Origin of the sequence: Candidatus Kaistella beijingensis, from assembly GCF_020084865.1 — a bacterium.
GTDB classification, from domain to species: Bacteria; Bacteroidota; Bacteroidia; order Flavobacteriales; family Weeksellaceae; genus Kaistella; species Kaistella beijingensis.
This window is the reverse complement of record NZ_CP071953.1, coordinates 1-17,706: the sequence shown is the minus strand read 5'-3', so window position 1 is coordinate 17,706 and position 17,706 is coordinate 1. Positions and strand designations below refer to the sequence as shown.

At 37.8% G+C, this 17,706-nt stretch carries 14 protein-coding genes; 11 read left to right on the top strand and 3 right to left on the bottom strand.

Features of this window, described 5'->3' with window-relative positions; all coding sequences use genetic code 11:
- Nucleotides 1–25: 25 nt before the first annotated feature.
- The 11 genes from J4771_RS00070 (at nt 26) to J4771_RS00020 (ending at nt 14,828) form a co-directional block, all read left to right on the top strand.
- Nucleotides 26–2,755 carry a SusC/RagA family TonB-linked outer membrane protein gene (locus J4771_RS00070; RefSeq protein ID WP_224135460.1) on the top strand — a complete coding sequence of 910 codons (2,730 nt, stop codon included), beginning with the start codon at nt 26–28 and terminating at the stop codon, nt 2,753–2,755.
- A gap of 10 nt (nt 2,756–2,765) precedes the next feature.
- Nucleotides 2,766–4,358, top strand: a complete 1,593-nt coding sequence (locus J4771_RS00065) for a RagB/SusD family nutrient uptake outer membrane protein (protein ID WP_224135459.1) — start codon at nt 2,766–2,768, stop codon at nt 4,356–4,358.
- Between the two features lie 15 nt (nt 4,359–4,373).
- Nucleotides 4,374–5,501, top strand: coding sequence for a SusE domain-containing protein (locus J4771_RS00060; RefSeq protein WP_224135458.1), 1,128 nt, complete (start codon nt 4,374–4,376; stop codon nt 5,499–5,501).
- 19 nt (nt 5,502–5,520) lie between these two features.
- Complete coding sequence (locus tag J4771_RS00055) at nt 5,521–6,957, top strand: SusE domain-containing protein (protein WP_224135457.1); 1,437 nt, start codon at nt 5,521–5,523, stop codon at nt 6,955–6,957.
- An 81-nt stretch (nt 6,958–7,038) separates the two neighbouring features.
- Nucleotides 7,039–9,195, top strand: coding sequence for a glycoside hydrolase family 97 protein (locus J4771_RS00050; RefSeq protein WP_224135456.1), 2,157 nt, complete (start codon nt 7,039–7,041; stop codon nt 9,193–9,195).
- A gap of 37 nt (nt 9,196–9,232) precedes the next feature.
- Nucleotides 9,233–11,089 carry a glycoside hydrolase family 13 protein gene (locus J4771_RS00045; protein ID WP_224135455.1) on the top strand — a complete coding sequence of 619 codons (1,857 nt, stop codon included), beginning with the start codon at nt 9,233–9,235 and terminating at the stop codon, nt 11,087–11,089.
- A gap of 106 nt (nt 11,090–11,195) precedes the next feature.
- Entirely contained in the window at nt 11,196–11,705 is a 510-nt protein-coding gene (locus tag J4771_RS00040) for a nuclear transport factor 2 family protein (RefSeq protein WP_224135454.1), read from the top strand.
- Nucleotides 11,706–11,776: 71 nt separating this feature from the next.
- Nucleotides 11,777–13,162 (top strand): MFS transporter, encoded by a 1,386-nt coding sequence (locus tag J4771_RS00035; protein WP_224135453.1) that lies wholly within the window; start codon nt 11,777–11,779, stop codon nt 13,160–13,162.
- Nucleotides 13,163–13,287: 125 nt separating this feature from the next.
- On the top strand, nt 13,288–13,824 hold the full coding sequence (locus J4771_RS00030; protein WP_224135452.1) for an NADPH-dependent FMN reductase: 537 nt from the start codon (nt 13,288–13,290) through the stop codon (nt 13,822–13,824).
- A 49-nt stretch (nt 13,825–13,873) separates the two neighbouring features.
- Nucleotides 13,874–14,347, top strand: a complete 474-nt coding sequence (locus J4771_RS00025) for an Mpo1 family 2-hydroxy fatty acid dioxygenase (protein ID WP_224135451.1) — start codon at nt 13,874–13,876, stop codon at nt 14,345–14,347.
- Nucleotides 14,348–14,429: 82 nt separating this feature from the next.
- Nucleotides 14,430–14,828 (top strand): hypothetical protein, encoded by a 399-nt coding sequence (locus J4771_RS00020; protein WP_224135450.1) that lies wholly within the window; start codon nt 14,430–14,432, stop codon nt 14,826–14,828.
- 1 nt (nt 14,829) lies between these two features.
- On the opposite strand, the gene J4771_RS00015 is transcribed toward J4771_RS00020, so the two are convergent.
- From J4771_RS00015 to dnaA, 3 genes are all read right to left on the bottom strand, one after another.
- Nucleotides 14,830–15,528, bottom strand: a complete 699-nt coding sequence (locus tag J4771_RS00015; protein WP_224135449.1) for an SAM-dependent methyltransferase — start codon at nt 15,526–15,528, stop codon at nt 14,830–14,832.
- 106 nt (nt 15,529–15,634) lie between these two features.
- Nucleotides 15,635–16,087 carry a low molecular weight protein-tyrosine-phosphatase gene (locus J4771_RS00010; RefSeq protein WP_224135448.1) on the bottom strand — a complete coding sequence of 151 codons (453 nt, stop codon included), beginning with the start codon at nt 16,085–16,087 and terminating at the stop codon, nt 15,635–15,637.
- A gap of 164 nt (nt 16,088–16,251) precedes the next feature.
- Complete coding sequence (gene dnaA, locus J4771_RS00005; protein WP_224135447.1) at nt 16,252–17,706, bottom strand: chromosomal replication initiator protein DnaA; 1,455 nt, start codon at nt 17,704–17,706, stop codon at nt 16,252–16,254.

Here is a 17,706-nt window from a genome sequence, read left to right as displayed (position 1 = left end):
ATATTAATCCTTAAATTTTATTTTTGTGAGAAACTATACTAAAGTTTTGAAAATTGCTCCCGCTTTTTTACTGGCAGGAACAATGTTGCACGCACAAACCAAAGATTCGCTAAAAACTGCTGACATTGAGCAGGTGGTACTCATTGGTTACGGTAAACAGAAGAAAACAGATGTTACGGGATCCATCTCTTCTATTTCTTCTAAAGATTTTAACGGTGGGGCAACTTCACCGGCGCAATTGATTCAGGGTAAAACTCCCGGAGTTTCAATTACAGGAAATAGTGGTGCTCCTGGTGCAGGTTCATCCATTAGAATTCGTGGTATCGGTACTTTGAACGGATCGCAATCTCCATTAATCGTAATTGATGGTGTTCCACAAGATTTCAACGGTATTTCTGGAGCTGCAGATCCATTGTCATTGATCAACCCGAATGATATTGAAACTTTCGATATCCTGAAAGATGCTTCTGCAACTGCGATTTATGGTAACAGAGCTTCAAACGGGGTAATCTTGGTAACGACAAAAAGAGGTTCAGCCGGAAAATTAAAAGTAAATTTTTCTACTTTGGCTTCGGTTTCCACCAAGATGAAAAATACACCTGTCTTAAATGCGGCTGAATTCCGTGATTTTATCAACGCTAATGCTTCTGCAGCCTATGCAGCGAAATTAGGGAATGCTGATACCAATTGGCAAGACTTAATTTACCAAACAGCATGGGGAACAGATAATAACGTTGCGTTGTCAGGAGGAATTAAAGGTTTGCCTTACCGTTTGTCTTTAGGATACAATGAGCAAAATGGTATTGTAAAGACCAACTCTTTCCGTAGAACTTCTGTTGGTTTAAATTTAACACCTAAATTTTTAGACAATCACTTATCAGTTACAGTTAATGCAAAAGGAACTTTTACGGATAATCAGTTCGTTGCAGGTGGAGTAATTGGTGAAGCCACTTACTTTGACCCAACTCAACCAGTTTATTCAGGAAATTCTGCGTACGGTGGTTACTACGAGTGGCTGTTGAATGGTGGTTTGAATGTTAACGCAAACGCAAACCCACTTGCAAGATTGGCTGCGACAAGAGATGTTTCTTCAATTTGGAGAGGTTTGGGTAATATTCAATTAGATTATAAATTCCATTTCCTTCCTGATTTACATTTCAATGTGAATGCCGGTTACGACTACGCAAAATCCGATGGAGCAAAAACCGAAAACGGACTTTATAAAGTTGCTTTTGCTGACAAAGGAAGATACAGAAGCTATTCGCAAGAAAAGAAAAACAAATTATTGGAAACGTATTTAAGTTATACCAAAAATGTGGAAGCCATTAATACCAATGTAGATTTGGTTGGTGGTTACGCGTATCAAAATTTCTACAGATTCGAGCCTTTTGCACCAACATTTAACGGCAATAATGTACCACCAGTAATGGGGAACAATGTGGAAGTAAGAAACGTTCTACTCTCGTTTTATGGTAGAGGTATTTTCACGATTGCAAATAAATATATCGTTTCTGCATCAGTAAGAAGAGACGGTGCTTCAAGATTTTGGAATGGAGTTGACAAGAAAAATCTTTGGGGAACTTTCCCAGGAGTTTCATTAGCTTGGAAAATCAATGAAGAAAGCTTCTTGAAAGGAAAAGGAATTAACACCTTAAAATTAAGAGCTGGTTGGGGTAAAACAGGTAATCAAGAATTAAGGGATGTTGCAGATTATCCAGCCTATTCATCTTATAACTTGAGTAACGGTGGTGCACAATATTACATGGGCGACACTTTTTACCAAATGTTAAGACCAAACATTTTCAACCCGAACTTAACCTGGGAAACGACTACAACCAAAAACATCGGTTTAGATTATGGTTTTGCAAAAAACAGAATTTTTGGTTCAATCGATTTATTTGAGAAAGTTGCTGACGGATTATTGGTAGATTCACCAATCGCTGCCGGAGACGTTTCTAACCACAACGCTCTAAATGCAGGAACAATGAATTCTAAAGGTATTGAAGGTTCAATCACTTTAGTTCCAGTAAAAGCTGAGAATACAACTTGGGAACTTTCTTTCAACGCAACTCATTATAATTCGGAAATCACTAATCTGGTTAATGGAGCCGATGCAAATTATTACATTGCAGTTGGAGATATTTCTGGAGGTGTAGGGAACAAAATTCAGGCACATGTTGTAGGAAACAGACCTTACGCATTCCTAGTTTATCAACAGGTTTATGATAATGCAGGGAAACCTCTAGACGGTGTTTATGTTGACAGAAATGGCGATGGTAAAATTAATGCTTCTGACCAGTATTATTACAAATCAACTCAACCGGATGCGATTTTAGGTTTCAACACCAAATTCACGCACAGAAATTGGGATGCAGGTTTAAGCGCAAGAGCAGTTATTGGCAATTATGTTTATAACAATGCAGCTTCAAACAGTTCACTTCAATCAGGTTCAACCAACGAATATTTGCAGAATGTTTATTACACTGCTGTTGACAACAAGTTTTCAATTCCACGTTATTTCTCCGATCTTTTTGTTGAGAATGCTTCATTCTTCCGATTGGATAATGTGAATGTTGGTTATAACTTTAGAGATGTGTTCTCTCCAGGATCAAGCTTGAGAGTGTATGGTATGGCTCAAAATGTTTTGGTTATTACCAAATATACCGGAGTTGACCCGGAAGTTTTTGGCGGTATCGACAACGGTTATTATCAAATGCCAAGAGTTTATTCATTAGGACTTAACTTTAATTTTTAATTAAGAAAAGATGAAATCATATAAAATAAAATTAAAAACACTTATTGCAGCAGCATCTGTTGCAGCACTTTTCTCGGTTACATCTTGTATGAAGGATTTGGAACAGACTCCAATTGTAGATGTTACTGCTGAAAATATTTACTCGAATTTCGCAAACTATCCGAACGCTCTAGCTAAACTGTACGGAGGTTTTGCACACGGTGGACAGGAAGGCGGTGGTGGAAACCCCGATATTAATGGTATCGACGGGAACTTCTCGCAGTACACTCGTCAGCTATTCACTTTGCAGGTTTTGCCAACCGATGAAGCGGTAATCGCTTGGAATGACGGCACTTTGCAGAATATCCACAAAATGAACTGGGATTCCTCAAGCGAGTTTATCGGTGCATTTTATTACAGAGTTTATACAGAAATTGCTTTCTGTAACGACTTCCTTAGAAATACGACCGATGAGAAATTAGCCTCATACAACATCACTGGTGAAAATTTGGTACAGGCTAAATACATGCGTGCTGAAGCAAGATTCTTGAGAGCTCTTGCATATTACCATGCCTTGGATTTGTTTGGAAACGTTCCTTTTGCAACCGTAGAAAACATGCCGATTGGATCAACAAACCCACCGCCAAGAATTACAAGACCTGAACTTTACAAATTTGTTGAAGCTGAACTTTTGGCTTGTGCAAATGATTTGAAAAACCCTAAAGCTGCCGGTTACGGAAGAGCAGACAAAGCTGCGGCATGGTCTGTGTTGGCAAGACTTTATCTTAATGCGGGTGTTTACACAGGAACTACTCAGTATGGGAAAGTAATTGAATATGCCAATAAAGTAATTACTGCCAATTATGGTTTGAAATCAAAATACCAAGACCTTTTCCTTGCTGACAACGAAAAAAACAACCCTGAAGTTATCTTCCCGATTGTTTTCGACGGTCTTAAATCACAGACTTACGGTGGAACAACTTACCTGGTTCACGCAGCTGTTGGTGGAACAATGCCTGCTGCAGATTTCGGAATCAACGGTGGTTGGTCTGGTCTTAGAACAACTAAGGCTTATGTAAACCTTTTCGGTGGTGCAGGAACCAGCGATGTGAGAGGAAACTTTTATACCGATAAGCAAACTTTGGAGATTGATGATATAGGAAACTTCTCAAACGGTTACCCATTCATTAAATATAAAAATGTTACCAGCACAGGTGCTCCAGGTTCAGATGTTGCAGGAAATTTCGTTGATGCTGATATACCATTATTCCGTTTAGCAGATATCTATTTGATGTATGCGGAAGCTAACTTAAGAGGAGGTGGCGGCGACGCAGGAACAGCTCTTGGTTATGTAAACGCGTTAAGAACTAGAGCAGGTGCACTTCCGGTTGCTTCGATCAATCTTAACTTCATTCTTGACGAGAGAGGTAGAGAACTTGGTTGGGAAATGACCAGAAGAACAGACCTAATCCGTTACGGTAAATTTACTACCGCTTCTTATTTATGGCCGTGGAAAGGTGGTGTGAAAGAGGGACAAGCTGTGGAAGATTACAGAAATCTTTATCCAATCCCGGCAAAAGATCTTATTGCCAATCCAAATTTGGTACAGAACCCGGGTTATTAATTTTCAAATTTTTAAATGAATCATAATACAATGAAAAATAATCATATATACAAAGCATTATTTGCATTACTGATCGTACTGGGACTTTCGTCTTGTGATGACAGAGAATTGGTGCAGGTTGAAAATACCGCTGCGCCCATCGTAATGGATTTGTCGGCTGAAAACATTTTCCTCGACAAAAATTATCCTGATAACCCTGCGCTAAACGTAAGCTGGACTCAAGCGGGATACTCTACCCCTGTTTCAATTAACTATAAAATTGAAGTTGCGAAAGATGCAGATTTCAAAACACCATATACTTTGGGAACTGTTGCAGAATCGGTGAGAACCGCAACTTTCACGGTTAACCAATTAAATACGGCGGCACAAACCATCGGTTTGGTGAAAGATGTACCCGGAAAAATGTATATCAGAGTATCATCTTCTTTAGGAAACGGAGTTTTAACTGCAGTTTCAAATGTCACTTCAGTTATGGTTACGCCTTATGCACTTACCTACCCTACTTTCTATTTGGTGGGAGCAGCTAGTTACGTGGGCTGGAATTCAGGAACTGCGCAAATGCTTTACAAGAAAGACAGCAAATCGATGATTTATACGTACATGACTCCCGAGAATTTCAGATTCCTCGGTCAGCAAGCGTGGGGACCAACGAACTACAGTATTGATGCTCCTGGAACTGATGCAGCAAGCAGATATTTCAAACAAACTTCTACAAATATCATATTCGGTGATAATGAAAACATGAAATTTACTGATCCTGAAGGAATTTATATGCTTGAAATTGATGCCGATGGTACAAAACAAACATTAAAAGCTACTCCATCTCCGCTTGGATACAAATATGACAACCTTTATTTGGTGGGTTCAATGAACGGATGGAGCGATACCAACGCAATGCCTATGACCAAAGTTAGTGAAGGTGTATTTGAAATTACTACAGCTGTTCCTACTGATGCTGAATTCAAGTTCCTTGGACAAAAATCATGGAATGGCGCATTAGAATGGGGACATATCCTTAAAGACAACAACGGTGACTCAGGCTTCCTAGGCCCGAAAGGTGACAACTCAAACATCGTTTACAAAGGTGCAGGAGGAAACAAAATTACGGTCAATCTGAAAGCAGGAACTTATACTATTCAATAACAATTAGTAGATTCAAAAAATGAAAAATATATTTAAAATTTTGATGGTATTTATCTTACCATTACTTTTAATCAACGCTTGTAGAGACGAAGCAGATCGAAACTGGACTTCACCTGATCCTTCGATCCATCTGTATAATACCACCTTAAGCAGCAATACGCTTTACCCGTCAATGGATAATAATGCATTCCGACTTGTTTGGGATCCCGTTGCAGGAGCGAGTGGAAACTATACAGTGCAGTTTTCAAAAACTGCGGATTTTAAAACTCCGATCACATTTGGAACTTCTGCTACCAACAGCTTGACAAAAACGATTCAAGACCTTAATACTTCGCTATTGCAGGCTGGTTATTCGCCTTACGCACAAACCATGCTTTACATCAGAGTAATAAACGGAACTAATGTTTCAAACGTTATTTCTCTTGGCGTAACACCATATCCGGTTTCAATACCAGTTATTACAAATCCTTTGGCTGGTCAGTCCGTTGTTCTGAATGTAAATACTCCAACAGAAACGGCACTTACGATTAAGTGGAATGACTATGACTATGGAACTGATGTAAATTATTTGGTAGAGATTGCTAAAAAAGGATCCGCAGCGTTCAGCGAATTGGGATCTGTGCAGAATGTAAAAGAATTAGTATTGTCACATTTTACATTAAACGAAGCTGCATCCAAATTAGACTTGCCTGTGAACGTTGCTTCTGAAGTAGACATTCGTGTAACAGCTAAAACTGAATCTCCTGGTGGAATCATTACAAAAGTTTCTGATATTGTTACTTTCAAAGTTACCCCATACCAACCTGCGTACAAAGATTTCTATTTAGTAGGTGGTGGTACTGCCGTGGGCTGGAATGCAGGTGGTGCTCAACTTTTGAAAAACACGCAAAACCTTGCAGAAATATATACTTATCTTGAAAATAACGGAGAATTCAGATTCTTAGGTCAACAAGACTGGAACCCTATCAATTACAGTTTGAATACACCTGGAATTAAAGATGCGTACAAATTTTTCAAAACTTGGTCTTCTAACTTAACAATTGGTGGCGGTGATGAGAACATGAAATTCACAGGAGATTCCGGAATGTACAAAATTACCATTGACCAGAATACAAAAAGTATTACGGTAACCGCATCTCCTATTCCAACAATTCCGGCTGAATTGTACTTAGTAGGATCAATCAACAGCTGGAATGCGGGTTCTGCATTTACCATGGATCTTGTTGGGGATGGTGTTTTTGAATACACCATTGCTATTCCAGACGGTGCGGAGTTCAAATTCATCGGACAGCAATCTTGGGGTCCGTTGGAATGGGCGAATATCCATTCTTCGGGGAATTCAGGATTTTTAGGTCCAAAAGGAGATAATGACAACATCAAATTCAATGGTGGTGGTGCTACTTATAAAATCACCGCAAACGTGAAATTAGGTACCTATAAAATTACGCCACAGTAATTTTTGACAGTAATTAAGAAGGAAAACTGTTGCTTTTTAGCAGCAGTTTTTTTATTTTTAAAGATTGAAAAAAAAAAGAATATGAAAAACCTAAAAATATCCGCGCTCTTCCTATTGATGGGAAGTTTTGCCATTAATGCACAAACGTTAAAATCTCCCGACGGAAAATTTGAGATGAACTTTCAATTAAAATCCGGTGTACCATATTATCATTTAAAATATCAGGGAAGAACGGTGGTTGAAGATTCCAAATTGGGATTGAGATTGAATCGAGACGGTGATATTCAGTTCGCTTCTGAAATTGAAAGAAAAGACCAAAAAGGAAAAGATCTCAACAATGGTTTTGAGAAAACTTCTGAAAAATTTGATTCCAAAAATGAATCCTGGAGCCCAATTATGGGTGAAAAAAAGTCATACGTCAATCATTACAACGAACTCGCTGTGACACTGAATCAGCCTGAAAATGACCGATATATGGTGGTAAAATTCAGGTTATTTAATGACGGATTAGGTTTCAGATATGAATTCCCTGAACAAAAAAATCTAAATTATTTTATCATTAAGGAAGAAGACACTGAAATCGACCTTCCAGCGGATATGAAAACCTGGTGGATTCCAGGTGACTACGATTCTCAGGAATATCTCTACACAGAAAGCAAAATCTCGGAAATCCCTGCGAAATGGCCAACTTCTTATGACGGGAACGCTTCCCAAAATTTAATCAAAAACGGAATTCAAATTCCAACCATCATGAAATGGGAAGGCAAAAACCCTTTGTATTACAGCATCTCGGAAGCCGCGGTCATCAACTATCCCACCGCAAATGTGGAAGTCGATGCCGTAAATTTCAAATTAAAAACACACTTAACTCCAGATGCACAAGGAGCAAAAGGTTATATGCAGACCAGCATGGTTTCGCCGTGGAGAACGATTATTATTTCGCCCAAAGCCGAAGAAGTATTGGATTCGAAAATGATTTTCAACTTGAACGAACCAACGAAGTATAAAGATACTTCCTACATAAAACCAACAAAATATATGGGAGTTTGGTGGGAAATGATCATCGGTAAATCTCAGTGGGCCTATTCTACGGCAAACAACGTTCATATAGGAAAAACCGATTTTTCAAAACTCACTCCAAACGGAAAGCACGCTGCAAACAATACTAAAGTTAAAGAATACATTGATTTTGCTTCTGCAAATGGTTTCGACGCACTTCTCATTGAAGGTTGGAATACCGGTTGGGAAGATTGGTTTGGTCACTCCAAAGAATTTGTTTTTGATTTCATCACACCTTATCCGGATTTTGACATTAAAATGTTGAACGATTATGCGCATTCAAAAGGGATGAAACTGATGATGCACCACGAAACTTCGGGTTCGGCAACCAACTACGAAAGATGGGCAGATAAAGCCTTTCAGTTGATGAATAAATATGATTACCCTTCCGTGAAAACGGGTTACGTTGGAAACATCATTCCTCGTGGAGAACACCACTATTCGCAATGGACCATTAATCATTATATCAGAATTGCAGAAAAAGCAAACGAGTATAAACTTATGGTGAATTCCCATGAATCTGTTCGCCCAACAGGTTTGAACAGAACCTATCCAAACTGGATTGCCGCTGAAGCCGCTCGTGGAACTGAATTCGAAGCATTCGGTGGTAATAATCCTGACCATCAAACAATTTTACCCTTCACCAGATTTATGGGCGGACCAATGGATTATACACCGGGAATTTTCCAAACCAAGTTGGATTATTATTTTCCAGGTGACAACAGATTCGTGAAAACTACATTGGCAAAGCAGTTGGCGTTGTATGTGGTGATGTATTCTCCGCTTCAAATGGCGGCAGATTTGCCGGAAAATTATGCTCGACACATGGATGCTTTCCAATTTATCAAAGATGTTGCACTTGATTGGGATGACACCAAAATTTTGGCAGCTGAACCGGGAGATTATATCCATACAGCAAGAAAAACAAAAGGAAAGGATGAATGGTTTGTCGGTGGAATTACCGATGAAAACGCTAGAAATTACACAGTTGATTTCTCTTTCCTACCAAAAGGAAAAAAATACGAAGCCACCGTTTATGCAGATGGCGATACTGCCGATTACATCAAAAATCCGCAATCGTATAAAATCTATAAAAAAATGGTAACAAACACTTCAAAATTACCAATGAAATTGGCAAGAAGTGGTGGTTATGCGATTTCTGTGAAGCCGATTAATTAGAAAAACTATGGTAAACTTATAAGGTTTCCTCCAAACTATGAAAAAAACACTCCTCTTCCTCCTCATTTCAACTTTCACCTTCGCTCAAATCCAACGCGTAGAACCCGCATTTTGGTGGAAAGGAATGAAAAATCCCGAACTCCAAATTTTGGTGTATGGGAAAAATATTGCCAATCAAACTATTGAATTATCCAACGGTATTCAGGTTAAAGAATTCAAAAAAGTAGAAAACCCAAACTACGTTTTCATTACGTTAAACACTGATGAAATCACCGTTCCTAAATTCAAAATCAATTTGAAGAACGGAAAAAAATTGGTAAATTCTTTCGATTATGAATTGAAGCAGCGAAATCCAAATTCTGCAAGCCGAAATTCATTCACTTCCAAAGATGTGATGTATTTAATTATGCCCGACAGATTCGCAAACGGCGATTACAGCAACGATTCTCAACCCAATCTCACCGAAAAAGCCAACCGAAATTTACCAAGTGGAAGACACGGCGGAGATTTGCGCGGCATTATCAAAAATTTAGATTATCTGCAAAATTTGGGTGTTACCGCACTTTGGTTAACGCCTGCGAACGAGGACAATGAAAAACAGACTTCCTATCACGGTTATGCGCAAACTGACTTATACAAAATCGATGGTCGTTACGGAACCAACGAAGAATATCTTGAACTTTCGCGCGAACTACAAAAACGTGGAATGATGCTCATTCAGGATTATGTGACGAATCATTGGGGAATTTCGCATTGGCTGATTCAGGATTTGCCGACCAAAGATTGGATTCATCAATTTTCGGATGGTGAAGGAAAATATGGCTTCAAGCGTTCCAATTACCGTACAACGTCGCAATTTGATACCAATGTTGCAGAAATCGATAAAAAGGAAGCCTTAAACGGTTGGTTCGATACAACAATGCCCGATTTAAATCAAAGCAATCCATTGGTTTTAAAATATTTAACTCAAAACGCAATTTGGTGGATTGAATATGCAGAATTGGGCGGACTTCGCGTTGATACCTATCCTTACAACGACAAGGAAGCGATGTCGAAATGGGCGAAAGCGATTACGGATGAGTATCCAAACTTCAATATTGTCGGCGAAGCGTGGATGTATTCTCCCGCTCATATTTCGTATTGGCAAAAAAATTCCAAAATCGGCGAAATTGACGGCTACAATTCCAACCTTCCGTCGGTTATGGATTTTACGCTTTATACCGATTTACCGCACGCTTTGAAGGAAGAGGAAAGTTGGGACAAAGGCATGATTAAGATTTACAATTCTTTCGGCAACGATTTTCTTTATCCCGACATCAACAATATTTTGGTATTCTTTGAAAACCACGATACAGAAAGGTTTAACGAAATTTTCAATGGAGATTCCAGGTACTACAAAATGGCACTAACTTTAATTTCCACCGTTCGGGGGATTCCGCAGATTTATTATGGTTCCGAAATTGGGATGCGTGGCGACAAAAATAAAGGCGGTGATGCCGATATCCGAAGAGATTTTCCCGGTGGCTGGAAAGAGGACAAACAAAACGCTTTCAACATACAAACTCAAACAAAGGAACAAAAAGAATTCTACGATTTCACTCAAAAAATCTTGAATTGGCGTAAAGGAAAAGAATTGATTCACACCGGAAAGACCAAGCATTATATGCCGAAAGAAAAGGTTTATGTGTATTTTCGTTACAATGAAAAAGAAAAAGTAATGGTGGTTTTAAACAATAATGAAAAGGAACAGACTTTCGATTTAAACCGCTTTTCAGAAAGTTTAAACGGAGTGTCCAAAGGAAAAGATGTAGTTTCAGGAAAAAAATTTTCTATCTCAACTCAAAATAAATTGACCATCGCACCAAAATCTTCACTAATTTTAGAACTTGAATAAATTAAAAATCTTTGATTTTTAATCTTTTGTGACCTTATTTGTAGAATAAATTTCCACCTTAAAGTTAAATTAAACTTTTGTGACTTCTGTGGTTAAAAATAAAACTATGAAAAATATTGTTTTTTTAATGTTAATTTGCGTTGCAACATTCGCAAACGCCCAAACCAAAGGCTTCTACGAAAACGTTCAAAAGAAAAACGTCTCCAAAGTTTTGGATGATTTAAACACTTTCGCAGCCAACGCGGATTTCAAAAACTACTTCAATTTATATGCAGAAGAATCCACCTTCATCGGTACCGACGCCACAGAAGTATGGAATAAAAAAGAATTCATGGATTATGCAAAACCACATTTCGACAAAGGTAAAGCATGGAATTTCAAATCCTTAAAAAGAAACATCACTTTCAGCAAAGACGGAAAATACGCTTGGTTTGATGAACTTTTGGACACCCAAATGAAAATTTGTCGCGGAAGCGGTGTTTTAGAAAAAATCGGCAACCAATGGAAAATCAAGCAGTATGTCTTATCGATGACGATTCCCAACGATGTCACCAAAGAAGTCATCAACGCAAAATCATCAATTGAAGACTCACTCCTTCAAAAATTAAAACAATAAAAAATCTTTGCAACCTGCATCAATTGCATCATGCAACAACTTGAAACTTTGAACTTGAAACAAAAATTTATATGTCAAAAAAAATAAAACCAAACCTTTCCCTGCTCCAAATTATCAACATGAGTATGGGATTTATGGGAATTCAAATGGCGTTCGGATTACAGAACGGAAACGCGAGTAGAATTCTCGCCAACTTGGGAGCAGATGTGCATCAACTTTCATGGTTTTGGCTTGTTGCGCCATTCACGGGACTTATCGTGCAACCGATTATCGGACATTTGGGGGACAATACTTGGAGTCCGCTTGGAAGAAGAAAACCTTACTTTTTAATCGGTGCCGTTTTGTGCGCGATTGGTCTGATGTTACTTCCGAATGCGGCTTCTGTAACACACATTATTGCAGCAAATGTTTTGCTTCTTGCCGTAATTTTCCTTGCAATGATGGACGCTTCTATTAATGTGGCGATGGAACCGTTCCGTGCTTTGGTTGGTGATATGTTGCCGAAACATCAAGGAACAATCGGATTTTCAGTGCAAACGATTTTGATCGGAATTGGTGCAGTTCTCGGTTCTTACATGCCTGATTGGTTAACAAAATTAGGAGTTTCCAATGTGGCTCCACAAGGTTTTGTTGCGGATAACGTGATTTACTCGTTTTACATCGGTGCAGGATTTTTATTGTTAACCATTTTATACACCATCATTACCACCAAAGAATATTCGCCGCAGGAATTTGCTGAGTTTGAGGACGGCAAACAAATGGTGGAAGAACATTCAAAATTCTCGGATATTTTCAAAGATTTTGCGAATATTCCTGCACAAATGAAAAGATTGGGCGCAGTTCAGTTTTTCTCGTGGTTTGCATTGTTTACGATGTGGGTTTTCACGACAAGTGCTTTAGCGACGCATCATTTCGGACTTTCCCCAGAAGACACACACTCCGAAGCTTTCAACAAAGCGGGAGATTTAACAGGGAAATTATTTGGATATTATAATTTGTGGGCGATTCCTTTTGCTTTTCTATTAACGCCGATTGCCAAAGTGATTGGTAAGAAGCAAACCCACGCTTTAGCCTTACTTTGTGGTGGTTTGGGATTGATTTCAATGTATTTTATTAAAGATGTTGCTTATTTGAAAGTTTCGATGGTCGGACTTGGCTTTGCCTGGGCAAGTATTTTAGCGATGCCTTATGCAATGTTGATTGACAGTATTCCGATGCGGAAAATGGGAGTTTACATGGGTATTTTCAACTTCTTCATTGTAATTCCACAAATCATCAACGGAATCTTCGGCGGACCAATCGTTTCCAATATTTTTGGGAAAATGGCCATCGATTATGTAGTTGTAGGTGGAGTTTGTATGATTATCGGAGCGATTATCACGATGCTCTTCATTAAATCAGAATCGAATGAAACACCGAAAGAAGTGGAAGAAGAAATTCAGCAAGTTCACTTTTAATTCAAGATTCAAAAATTTAAAATTTAAAAATTCCGTCAAACTTTTGGCGGAATTTTTATGCTAATTGAATTTCACTAATCTCACCCTGAAAATTTTTACTAATTTTAAACATCAATATCAATTTTATGAAAATACTCGCCTTTGCAGGAAGCAATTCCGAAGTTTCCATCAACAAAAAATTGGTCACATTTGTCACTTCTTTTTTTAAAGATGACGACGTGGAAATTTTGGATTTGAATGATTTCGAGCTGCCGATTTACAAAAACGAGCGAGAAATAAAGGACGGAATTCCACAACCTGCGCTCGATTTTGCCAAAAAAATTGATGACAGTGATTTAATTTTACTTTCAACACCCGAACACAACGGAAATTTTCCTGCCGTTTTCAAAAATTTGATGGATTGGATTTCAAGAATCAAAGGACGAAAAATCTTCAATGGAAAACCGATGTTATTGATGGCAACTTCAGGTGGAGCAAGAGGCGGCGCAAGTGTTTTGGAAATTGCCGAAAAACGTTTTCCTTTCGATGGTGCAGAAATTTTGCAGACATTTTCATTACCAAAATTTCATGAAAATTTTGAGGTGGAAAAAGGAATTTTAGATGATGAAAAATTGAAAGAATTAAAAGAGAAAATCGACAAAATAAAATCGGAATTAGCATAATTTATCGAGTATCCACAAATAATTTTAAAATATTTTAAGATTACCAAATATGCGCAAAATCGACCATCTTTTTTCTGAATACGCAGAAAGCCACCAAAACTCCACCAACAAAACCATTCACTGGATTTGCGTTCCACTCATTCTCTGGAGCATTTTGGGCTTCATCTCACTTATTCCTTCTCCACATATTTTCATCGAATATTTTGGGATGATAAGCATTGTTTCGCTGGTTGCAATTTTTTTGGTTACCTTTTTCTATTTCAGACTTTCGTGGAGAATTGCTTTAATAATGGTTTTCATCATGTTTTTAATGGAACATTTGGTGTATTTCATCAACATAGAATTTCAGCACAAATCCTGGATCTTTTTTCTTTCCGTTTTTGTTTTATCGTGGATTGGCCAGTTTTACGGACATAAAATTGAAGGCAAAAAACCAAGCTTCCTGAAGGATTTGCAGTTTCTTTTGGTGGGACCAATTTGGCTTCTTCATTTTATTTTGAAAAAATTTGGAATTAAATATTGATTTTAGTCAGCAATTAAAATTTTAAACGTCTTAAAAGGAAATAATTTTTATTGAAACCTTAACTTTGATGAAATTTTAAGAAATGAGAAAAGTGATCATATTGCTTCCTTTTGTTTTACTTCTGTTCACCAATTGTAGTAAAAGAGAAGACGAATTAAGCAACGAACTTTTTGTTGGAACCTGGAACTGGAAATCTACTACATTTTATGAACCTCCATCTACCGAAACTCCTGCTTCGACTGGGATTGTAAGAAAAATGCAACTGCTGGAAAATTACCACTACAGCATTACGGAAAACGACGTGGTAAAAAGTGAAGGAAATTACAGCATACAGAAAGGCACAACGAATACCGATCACACTGAACAGAAGTACTTGGTTTTTTCAAATAATGGCGAATTAATTATTGTTTCCGTTGATGCGTCAAAGCTTATTCTAAAAACAGATGGTTACGACGGAGCAACTTACGAATATCAGAAATAGTTTATTTACCTAATACAAAAACCGCCGGAATTTTATGAAGTTCTGGTTTGTTTTTTTGCCAATCCTTCATGCTTAAGGTTTTGATGAATTCTGTTTGTGGATCATTAATATTTGCGGCGATACAAAGTTTTGTATTTGGATTCAAAAACTTTATTAAATCTTCTAAGAGCTGGTTATTTCGATACGGAGTTTCCATGAAAATTTGGGAGTATCCCGTTTTCTGAACTTGATTTTCCAACCATTGAATTTTTGATTTTTTTTCGGATTTATCAATCGGGAGATAACCGTTAAAAGTAAATTCCTGCCCGTTGAAACCAGAAGAAATCAAAGCCAAAATAATCGATGATGGGCCATTTATAGGAATGACTTTAATATTATTTTCATGACACCATTTCACCATCAAATTTCCTGGATCCGCGATACACGGAAGTCCCGCTTCGGAAAGCAAACCGAAATCCTGATCGTTTTTCATTAAAGTTTGTGATTCCTGTAAATCAGAAGTTTCCGAATATTTATCCAAAAGAAAAAGCTTCAAATCCGACTGTTTCTTTTCGGGGGCAAAAAATTTAATGACTTTTCTGGCGGTTTTCTCGTTTTCCACAAAAAAGTAGTCAGTCTTTAAAATATATTCTTTAATGATTGGCGCGAATTGCTCCATCGGGGAATTTTCGGAAAGATAGGCGGGAATTAAAAAAAGCATTCGATTTTAGTTTGATTGGGTTTGATGTTGTTTGATGCTGTTTGATAAAGTTAATCATTCGTTCGAACAATTTCAAATCGTTCAAATAATGCCAAACAAAATCAAACTAATTTACAAGTTTTTGCGCAATCTTGGAACTCGCTTCATCAATCATTTGATACACGTTTTCAAAATCTGCCAAATTTCCCCAATACGGATCTGGAACTTCATTATTTTCTCCATTATTACCAGCAGCTTCCAAAAAGAGCGAAATCTTTTTTCTTTGTTCCTCATTTTTCGCCATGGAAATCACATCTTCATAAACACTCAAATCCATACAATAAATATGGTCGAAGTTTTCCAAATCTGCCTTTGTAATCGGACGTGCCCTTTGTTTTGAAATATCTATTCCATGATTTTTTGCGATTTCAATTGACCTTTCATCGGGTTTCTTTCCTTCATGCATTGAAATGGTTCCCACAGAATCTACCACAAAATTTTCGGGAAGTTTCGATTTCAAAATTCCTTCACCCAGCGGACTTCTGCAAATATTTCCGAGACAAACAACTAATATTTTCATGAGTAATGAGTAATAAGCAATGAGTAATAAGCAATGAGTAATAGTACAAAAAAATGAAGAATATTTATACCCTTCATTTATATATTTGATGAATGATGATTGATAAGTGATGAAGCAGTATGATTTAATTTTTCACAACCCACTCACCGACTCACCAACAAATTTTACTGTTTTATCTTCTCCGTCAATTCCTTCACGTATTTCTTCAATTCCTTGTCGATTTTAGAAACATCTTTTATCGTGTCACATGCATACATTACGGTTGAATGGTCCTTTCCGCCCATTTCTTCGCCGATTTTGGTAAAGGTTGCATTGGTAAATTCCTTTGCAAAATACATCGCCAATTGTCTTGGTAAAGCGATTTCTCTCTTTCGGGTTTTCGATAAAAGTTGCTCTCTCTGGATCCCGAAATATTCGCAAACCACATCCTGAATGTACGGAATGTTGATCACTTTCTTTTGGTTTGCCGCAATTTTGTTGATGGTTTCCTTTAAAAGTTCCAAACTTAAATCCGACTTATAAATGGTGGAGTAAGCAATCACAGAATTGATGACACCAATCAATTCTCTTACATTCGTTTTCACTTCAGATGCCAAGAAATCAAGCATATCTTCCGTCAAAACAATTCCGTCTCGGCTTAATTTGTCAACGATGATTTTTCTTCTGGTATCGAAATCCGGCGATTTAATTTCCGCTGAAAGTCCCCATTTGAAACGGGAAACAATTCTGTCCTGAATATCTAAAATATCAACCGGCGCTTTATCGGAAGTCAGGATAATCTGTTTTCCGTTTTGGTGCAGGTAATCGAAAATATGGAAGAAACTGTCCTGCGTCGATTTTTTCCCGGAGAGGAATTGGATGTCGTCGATAATCAACACATCCACCATTTGGTAAAAATTAGCAAATTCTGTCTGTTTGTGAGCTTTCGCAGCAGAAACAAACTGTTGGATGAATTTCTCCGAAGACAAGTACAAAACCACTTTATCCGGAAAAGCATTTTTCACTTCCAATCCGATTGCGTGACCAAGATGCGTTTTCCCAACTCCGTAACCTCCGTATAAAAACAGCGGGTTGAATGCAGTTGCTCCCGGTCTTTTTGCGATCGATTTTGCAACAGTGGACGCAAACTTGTTGCTCTCTCCTTCCACATAATTATCGAACGAAAAATCTGCTTTCAAATTTGAATCGATATTCACCTTCTTCATTCCCGGAACGACGAAAGGATTGATTAAATTTTGGGAATAAGATGGCGGCAAAGTTTCCTGCATTTTGGGTGTGGAAATCGTTTTACCTTTTACGTTGACCGTGATCGGTTTTTCCTGACCTGCAGGTTTGTTTTCCATAACGGAATACCAAAGCTTCACCCCTTTTCCGATGTTCTTTTTTAATGCAGCTGAAAGCAAGGACAAATAATTGTCTTCGATATATTCTTTGTAGAAATCACTTGGTACTAATAGCGTAAGATTATTGCTCACCAAAGAAATGGGTTGCACATTATCAAACAGTAAATCAAAAGAGTTCTCCAGTTTTTTCAGGTCGGTATTGTCTTCAGCAGCATTTAGATTATCCCTCATAAACTGAAGACATTTTTCCCAAACAAGCATTAAATTTTCGTCCAT